General features: G+C 38.9%; 9 protein-coding genes. All 9 read left to right on the plus strand.

Annotated features, from left to right (window positions below; all coding sequences use genetic code 11):
• The coding region (locus KTE19_RS07880; protein ID WP_217342010.1) for a phage tail tip lysozyme at positions 1-2,146 on the plus strand (2,146 nt) is incomplete at its 5' end.
• The gene (locus KTE19_RS07885) at positions 2,143-3,348 is read left to right on the plus strand and encodes a LysM peptidoglycan-binding domain-containing protein (RefSeq protein WP_217342011.1); all 1,206 of its coding nucleotides are present in this window, start codon (positions 2,143-2,145) and stop codon (positions 3,346-3,348) included. The genes KTE19_RS07880 and KTE19_RS07885, both read left to right, overlap by 4 nt.
• Entirely contained in the window at positions 3,348-3,683 is a 336-nt protein-coding gene (locus KTE19_RS07890) for a phage baseplate plug family protein (protein WP_217342012.1), read from the plus strand. The genes KTE19_RS07885 and KTE19_RS07890 overlap by 1 nt, the downstream gene beginning before the upstream one ends.
• A complete protein-coding gene (locus tag KTE19_RS07895) occupies positions 3,683-4,615 on the plus strand; it encodes a hypothetical protein (protein ID WP_217342013.1) in 933 nt (310 codons plus the stop codon). The genes KTE19_RS07890 and KTE19_RS07895 overlap by 1 nt, the downstream gene beginning before the upstream one ends.
• A complete protein-coding gene (locus KTE19_RS07900) occupies positions 4,608-5,123 on the plus strand; it encodes a hypothetical protein (RefSeq protein WP_217342014.1) in 516 nt (171 codons plus the stop codon). The genes KTE19_RS07895 and KTE19_RS07900 overlap by 8 nt, the downstream gene beginning before the upstream one ends.
• The gene (locus KTE19_RS07905; protein ID WP_217342015.1) at positions 5,120-5,521 is read left to right on the plus strand and encodes a hypothetical protein; all 402 of its coding nucleotides are present in this window, start codon (positions 5,120-5,122) and stop codon (positions 5,519-5,521) included. The genes KTE19_RS07900 and KTE19_RS07905 overlap by 4 nt, the downstream gene beginning before the upstream one ends.
• A complete protein-coding gene (locus tag KTE19_RS07910; protein ID WP_217342016.1) occupies positions 5,502-6,740 on the plus strand; it encodes a baseplate J/gp47 family protein in 1,239 nt (412 codons plus the stop codon). The genes KTE19_RS07905 and KTE19_RS07910 overlap by 20 nt, the downstream gene beginning before the upstream one ends.
• 13 nt (positions 6,741-6,753) lie before the next feature.
• The gene (locus KTE19_RS07915) at positions 6,754-7,356 is read left to right on the plus strand and encodes a hypothetical protein (RefSeq protein ID WP_217342017.1); all 603 of its coding nucleotides are present in this window, start codon (positions 6,754-6,756) and stop codon (positions 7,354-7,356) included.
• Positions 7,357-7,614: a hypothetical protein gene (locus tag KTE19_RS07920; protein WP_217342018.1), complete on the plus strand. Its 258-nt coding sequence runs from the start codon at positions 7,357-7,359 to the stop codon at positions 7,612-7,614. It abuts the gene before it with no gap.
• The last annotated feature ends 52 nt before the right edge of the window (positions 7,615-7,666 follow it).

Raw genomic sequence — 7,666 nt, forward strand, 5'->3', positions numbered from 1 at the left:
TGATTGGGTTAATAAACTAACCGGCGGCAGACTAGGAAAAATGGCTGATTTCTTTAGTAATGCTTGGAAAGGTATCGGCAAAGGATGGAAAGACTTCTGGAATGGGATTGATGATTGGTTTGGCAATCTATGGAAATCAATTACGAAACATGTTTCAAACGGAATCAACGATGTGATTAAGGTCTTAAATGATGGCATTGGTTTAATTGATGGAGTTATCCACATGTTTGGCGGTTCAAGTAAAGCAATCGGTAAGATTGGTTATGTTCACTTTGCTTCTGGTACAGGTATGCTTGGCAATCAACGTCATGAGATTACGAAACCAACTTTAGCAATGCTAAACGATGGTCATGATTCACCTGAAACTGGCAATCGTGAAATGCTGATTCATCCTAATGGCATGAGTGAGTTGATTAAAGGAACTAATGTTAAACGATTACTTGAACCAGGCGCTGAAATTTTGAATGCTTCTGAAACAAAGTTTGCATTATCGCTGAATGGGATGGGTCACTTTGCTAAAGGAACTGGTTTGCTAAGCAATTTATGGAATGGTGCTAAGAGCATTGGCTCATCTGTTGTTGGCGGTGTTGAAAAAGGATTCGGAGCAATTGGCAACTTCGCTGGTGGCGTTGTTAAGGCCACTAAGAAAGTATTTGATACCGTTAAGTCAATCGTTAAAGATCCAAGTAAATATTTAACTGGGCTGCTTAAAAAGCCATCTGGCAAGGGAACTGTTTTATCAGACTTTGCCAATGGCTTTTTTGATAAGATGAAATCCTCGGCTGCTAATTGGTGGAAGTCCCTTTGGGGGATGGTTAATCTGGATGGCGGTTCTGGTGCCGGTGGCAATTGGGCACATACTCCTGGTTTACCAGAGTCAAATGGATTTAACGCACGACGAGGGAGCGGACTTCATGATGGCGTTGATTTTTCCGGGCCGATTGGATCGGCTTTCCGAGCCGTTCATGGTGGCACAGTTACTCGAACTGGTGGAAGTAATCCGTGGAACGACTTTAAAGACTTGGGCAATATTATCACTGTCAAATCATCAGATGGGTTCCAAGAAATTTATCAAGAATTTGGTAATGCTGGAAACATTAAAGTCCATATAGGTGATCAAATTAAGACTGGTCAAGTGCTTGGAACTCTTGGGCATTTAGCTGGGCACGATGTACATGTTCACGTCGGGGTTTCTAAAGGATCGCTCTGGAATCACGGCGGATATTCACATAATGGGTGGTATGACGTCACTAAAATGCACGGTGAATCTGATGGTGCTCCTAAGTCTATTAAAAAATCAGCTTCTAGTGGTATTCAATCACTCATTAAGAAACAAGTTGGCAGCGGATTCTTTAAATTTATGTCTAAGTTAGCTAATAAATTCGGAGACAATGGCGGTGCTATGGGATCTGTTGGTATTGCTGGAGATGAAAGTCAACGAGCTAGAGAAATAGCGAAAGCCCTTAAACAAGCTTATCCCTCTGCTACTGATGCTGGAATTGCCGGTATCCTAGGTAACTGGATGCAAGAATCACTCTTAAGCCCCTCGGCAATTAATAGCAAAGATCATGGCACTGGGTTAGGCCAATGGACATTTGGACGTGAAACTGGATTGCGTAACTGGGAGAAAAAGCATGGTTATGCTTGGAACTCTGCCAAAGGTCAACTGGAATACGCACTTCATGAACCTGGCGAATCTGGAGCCTTTAAAGCAGTATTAAGGATGGCTAATCCAGCAGAAGCTGCTAGAAAGTTCTTCGCTGGTTGGGAATCAGGTGGTAATGAAGACACAACCGGAGGAACTCGTATTAGCAACGCCGAAGCAGCATATAAAGCAATTAAGGGACACGCTAACGGCGGTCGTATTAACAAAGATGAGCTTTCGATTGTACACGAAAAAGGATGGGAACTATTTAAACCTGATACAGGCGGCCTAATGATTCCGCATGAAGCTTCTGAAAAGATTATTAACGGTCAAAATAAAAAAGTGTCAATTGATGCTCGAACCAATTTGACTATTCAAGGTCATGCTGATAGTTCAACAATCAATAAAATTGATGAACGGATTGAAAAACGTAATAACGATCTCGTTGAGAAAATGCGTCAGTTACTGGGCTCAAATGATGAAGGAGGCCTTACGGTATGACCAAAAAATCAGCAACGCATTCTGTTAAAGGCAAGACTTTAACTTATTTGCAGAAGAAATCAACCGAATGGAAATCAACTGTCAGCAAAGATGCTGACCAAATTGATACTGCTAAAAGTACCATTGATAAGGATAAGGATAAGTTAGACACTTACGATGAATATTTGCAAAAGCAAAATGGGTACAACAGTCTTAAAGACGCCTATGATGCTAAACAGGATGAAATTGATAAGCAGAAGAAATTATTGAGCAAAACCAAGAAATCTTCTAAGAAAAAATCAATTGAGTCAACCATTAAAGACCTAACTAAACAAAAAAAAGAAGTCTATCAATCAATTACTAAGCTTACCAATACTGCTGAGTATCAAAAGCAGTTAAAAGCTCGCACAAAGGCCAATCATGCAATTAGTGTTGAAAAGAAAAAGATTGATGATATTAATGCAAAAAAGACAAAAGATAAGAAGGTTTATCAAACTTATCACAATGCTTATGTTGCTAAGAAAAGGGTGGAAACTAAGAAGAAACAAACTCAAAATCGATCTAAAATTAGCGATAAAATTGCAGATGCCAAGAAAAAATATAAGATACATAAGAAGGTGTATCTTAATGGGTTAACAACGATTCAGCGGACAGATGCAATGACCAGTCGAGTTTTTATCTTAGGTGAATCAGATCCATCTGAAACTAACGATCAGGATGTTCCGACTAACGAAGTAGATAACTCAGATCCTCGAACTAATTACAGCGTTCGAAGTTCCAAACAGTTATCAGGAATGTACTACTTATTTGGCAAAACGAGTGATTTAGATACACAATTTGAAATCTTACAAGGCTGGGCTCGAAAGGGAGTTGAGGTTACCGTTCGTGGCTTTTCAAAATGGGCACACGCCTATCTATCCTCTGTCGGTAAAACGGCCAACACAGCAGGAAACAAGAACTCACTGGCACTATCATTAACTTTTACGTATGCTTTGAAGTCCAAAATTGGTTATGCCAAAAAGAAATCAAAGACCAAATCTAAGTCAGCAACCACAAGAAAAGGTGGAACCAAGAAAACCACTCATAAAACGACAACCGTTAAAACAGGGATGACCTATTGGTCGATTTCGCAAAAAACGGGAGTAAAAGTTTCTGAGTTAGAAAAGTTAAATAAGTGGCCAGCTAAGTCGATCCCAGTTGGAGCGAAAGTGAGGTATGAATAATGCCAGTACATGACTATATTCCAATATCACCTGCTGACATTCCTTATCAGCAAGAGATTGATTTAGACTCAGGAAGCTATTTATTTGGATTCCAGTGGAATGAAATTGATCAGTCACTTACGGTAGATATTTATCAACTCGACGGTACACCAATCTGGCTTGGAGAAGTGGTAACTTTAAACCAACCGTTATGGCACGGAATAAATGCTCCAGGTCTTCCAATTGAAACAATTATTCCAATGGATGAGTCAGGAAATGAAGATGAAATTGATCTCGGAAACTTAGGCGATACCGTGCAGTTATGTATTGATGATATTCCGGATGGTGAGAATTAATGGCAGAAAAAACTACAAGCAAGGGTTACTATTGGGGATATTCGACTACTTTGGTTATTACTCATAATGGTAACAAGCTAACACTCTCAGAAAAAAATAATGTGCCGATTAATTATGATATTCCTTCTGATGATGGTGGTAGTCCTGCTACCTGCACGGTAACCCTGTTTAATTTATCCAAAACTCATTTGGCCAAAATTAATCAAAATGATCACATCATTGTTTACAGCGGGCCTACTGATCTATACGGTAAATTAACCGAAGGCACGATCACTCAAATTGCTCCCGAAACCCTAAGTGGCATGGATAAAGAAACCCAGATAACCTTCGAAGAAGGACGCGATTATTCAAAGGATAAGCGCCTTTACAGCAATTTTAACGGATCAAAATTGGTAACCCACACGGTTAAAGCCAGTGGCGGGAAGTCAATTTCATACAAGAAACGAAAGATCAGCAAAGTTAACATCACGTTCAAAAAGGGAACTAAAGCCAGCCAAATTATTGATCGGATTAAACGTGAGGCAAAAATTGAAATTTCAGCAATTAATTTAAAGAAAAATCATGTTTTCAAAAAAGGATATACGCTATCAGCCAAGCCCTTGGCAGCTATTCAAGCAATTGTAAAGGATTGTGGGAGCACGGTTTATTATCGTAAGGGCGCCTTATATATCGATGATGGTGTTAAGCCTAATCCTTACAATGAACATCTATATCTCACGATGTACCATGGATTAACTCAAGAGCCAACCTATAACAGTGATGATGATGGTAAGCCAACATGGACCTTAGAGTGTTTTGATGACCCACGTGTTTGCGCAGGATCGGCAGTTTATGTGAAGTCGACCAATCTTACTGGTCTTCAAAGAGTAAAAAGTGTGGATCATACTCATGACCAGGACTCGTATAAAATGGAAGTGGTAGTTTATGCTTAAGAAAAGAAAAGTTGCAATTGATGCTAAAAATAAGCAAGTAAATTTCTTTAAGAATGATTTTTTGGAATTCTTTAAATCAGAAGTTAATTGTCACACAATCGGACGAGTGATTTCATATGATAAAGCTCATCGTCGTTGTGATGTTCAACCACTACCACTTCAATCAGATGGTGATAAACGAGCGGCATTAACTGAAGTGGTTGTTCCTGATTCGATATCAATGATCAATGATATTGTTGATTTCATGAAATGGGCTGATAAGTTTGTCAAAACTTATAATGGGCACACGCACACAGCACCGCATGGTGAGACGTCTGGACCGCATGGACCCTATCACGTGTTTGATAAAGCTAAAGAGAAACACGCTTTTAAAGTCGGCTCAGTGGTCTGGGTCGGCTTTTGTGATCGTGAGATGGACAATTGGTCTGGCAAAAACAACTATAAAATCGATACCAAAAGAATGCACTCGATACAAGATGCAGTGATTGAGGCGGTGATTAAACCATGATTGCATTTGGATTAGATAGCACCGGTGACTTGGATCTTAATCCAAACACTGGTGCTTTTAATATGGTCGAAGATGATGATGAAATTACCCAGAAACTCAGTTTGCTATTGAACATTAATATTGCTGAATTGCTTTGGAATGAAGATATTGGTCTCGATCATAACGAATTACTTGCTAATGCAGATGACCAAGGGATTATTCAGTCAATTTTATCTGACTATCTGCAAGAACAATGGCCCGATACTTTTGATTCAATTGAAATTACTAATTTCGAAGCTAATCAACAACAGCGGATTACTTCGCTGGAAGCAACGGTCACCCTTACAACTGGTGAAACTGTTACGAGCAGTGTTAGCGTCGATGATCTAGGAGATGAAGATGATGCCGCTAACGGCTAATGGATATGATCGTCCTGAATTGGATGATTTACGAAACGATATCAATGCTTTGTTTGTCAAATATTTTGGCGATGGCATTGATTTAGATGATGAGCAGACTCCGGGAATGATTGCTGGCATTTTGTCAGAAGTTGATGACACGTTGGAAAGTTTGGCCCAGGGGGTTTATAACTCCTTTTTTGTTTTGAAAAGTTCCGGAGCAAATCTGGATGATTTGGCAGCTGAAATTAGTGTTTACCGTAAACCGGCAACTAATGCTTATGTGTATTTACAAATTGATGGTTATGTAGATCCAGATTCGCCAACCGTTATTCCAGAAGGGACACAGTTTTCTACCCCAGATGGTCAACTATTTTCAACCTTGGCAGATATTATGATTACTAAGCAAGCAACATATGTTGATAGTGGTAGAAACACTCAGCCACTGATTGATGATGACGGCAATCCTTTGGGCCGGAAAACGGTTCAAGCGGTAGCTATAGATACTGGGACAGATTCAAATGTTATGCCGGCCACTATTGTTAATCCAGTTAATTCAATTGACGGTTTTTATGCAGTTACTAACCAGCAAGCAGCTACAGGTGGCACGGATGCAGAAACTGATGATGCGCTACGGCAACGAATTTTAGATAACCGTAAAAGTGCTGAGAATAGTACGCCTAATGGTATTCAAACGGCCATTAAAAATCTAACTGGGGTAACTGATGTTCGTTTGGTCAATAACAATACAATGAGTAAAGACAGCTATGGGAATCCTCCCAAATCAGTTCACCTTTACGTAATTGGCGGTAATGATAGTCAAATTTCTCAAAAATTCTTTGATGTTTTACCGCCGCAAACTAAAACTATTGGCTCCGTGATTGGTATGGCAACAGACGTAGGTGGTCGTCAATATGCCGTTTCGTTTGATCGGGCTGAGACGGTACCAATTTATGTTGAATTGGATTTGAATGTTAACAATACGGTTTTTGATACTGATAATGGGCCAAAAATCATTAAGACTAACATTTTAAATTATTTTGACACTCTCAATATGGGTGATAAAGTTCTCTATTCAAAACTATTTGGACCCGGATATTCACCTGCTGGTGTGACTGATGTTGCTGTCAAATTAGGTACAAATCCTAAAACATTGGCAGAAACGGATATTAGTGTCAGTGATTTTCAATTGGCGGTTATCAGTTCTGACAATATTACGATTAACGTGACTGAAAAATAAAGAGGGGTGCTAAATGTATCAAACCGAAACGGATTTATCTGATAGCACTTTACGGAACTGGTTAGTTTCAATGTTTCCGGCGATTATGAATCAGGAAGATGAATCAAATAATCAAAACTTATTAAACTTGATTGCTGATCTTCTTAATGAACACAAAAATGACTTGCTCAGTATATCAGATCAGGTTTTGTTAAATAATGCCAGTGGGCAAACATTAACAGATATTGCACTGGACTATGGCATCAATCGGCTAGATGATGACGATGATTTTTTACGATTTCAAGTTCGTTTACAATTATTGAAAAACCATATGGGCATTACAACTAATGATTTAAAAATGTTGATTGCAACGGTTTTAAATATTGGCACAGATGTGTTCGACATTAACGGTACCGATAATCCAGAAGAAGTCGAAGTGACCAATATTCCCTTTGATTTTAATTCAGGTGACAAGGCAGAAGTTAAACGTAAAATTTTAACCAATGCTATTCAGTCGATGCTGCCACCAGAATATTTATTAAAGGATTTACAGTATGCAACGACAGTTAACAACCAGCTTTATGTAGGAGTTCATGCCCAGTCTTATCCACAAATTACTGTTGAGGAGATGGTTTAATTGGCAACGCCAAACGTAGGGATCTTAACGAATGCAGGTAAAAAATTAATTGATCGAGTTAATGCCGGTCAAACTAAAATTACTTTTAGCAAAATTGTTTTTTCCAGCATGAATAATAATCAACTAACTGATGACCAGATAAAAGCATTAACTGCAGTTGCACCACAAGAAATTGTAGTTAATAATCCAAAAGTTACTCTAGATAGTAACACTGGTGAAACTCGAATTCGGGTAGCGTCAAGAATCTTGTGTAAATGAAATGCCTTCGTACATATAATATGTATCTAACTTAAATAAATGATGCTTCCAA

The sequence above is a fragment of the Lentilactobacillus dabitei genome (assembly GCF_019061365.1).
GTDB classification, from domain to species: Bacteria; Bacillota; Bacilli; order Lactobacillales; family Lactobacillaceae; genus Lentilactobacillus; species Lentilactobacillus dabitei.

What these genes read in the sequence shown, in the direction of transcription:
- KTE19_RS07885 (WP_217342011.1), top strand. Translation starts at nt 2,143, where the DNA reads ATGACCAAAAAATCAGCAACGCATTCTGTTAAAGGCAAGACTTTAACT.
- KTE19_RS07890 (WP_217342012.1), top strand. Translation starts at nt 3,348, where the DNA reads ATGCCAGTACATGACTATATTCCAATATCACCTGCTGACATTCCTTAT.
- KTE19_RS07895 (WP_217342013.1), top strand. Translation starts at nt 3,683, where the DNA reads ATGGCAGAAAAAACTACAAGCAAGGGTTACTATTGGGGATATTCGACT.
- KTE19_RS07900 (WP_217342014.1), top strand. Translation starts at nt 4,608, where the DNA reads ATGCTTAAGAAAAGAAAAGTTGCAATTGATGCTAAAAATAAGCAAGTA.
- KTE19_RS07905 (WP_217342015.1), top strand. Translation starts at nt 5,120, where the DNA reads ATGATTGCATTTGGATTAGATAGCACCGGTGACTTGGATCTTAATCCA.
- KTE19_RS07910 (WP_217342016.1), top strand. Translation starts at nt 5,502, where the DNA reads ATGATGCCGCTAACGGCTAATGGATATGATCGTCCTGAATTGGATGAT.
- KTE19_RS07915 (WP_217342017.1), top strand. Translation starts at nt 6,754, where the DNA reads ATGTATCAAACCGAAACGGATTTATCTGATAGCACTTTACGGAACTGG.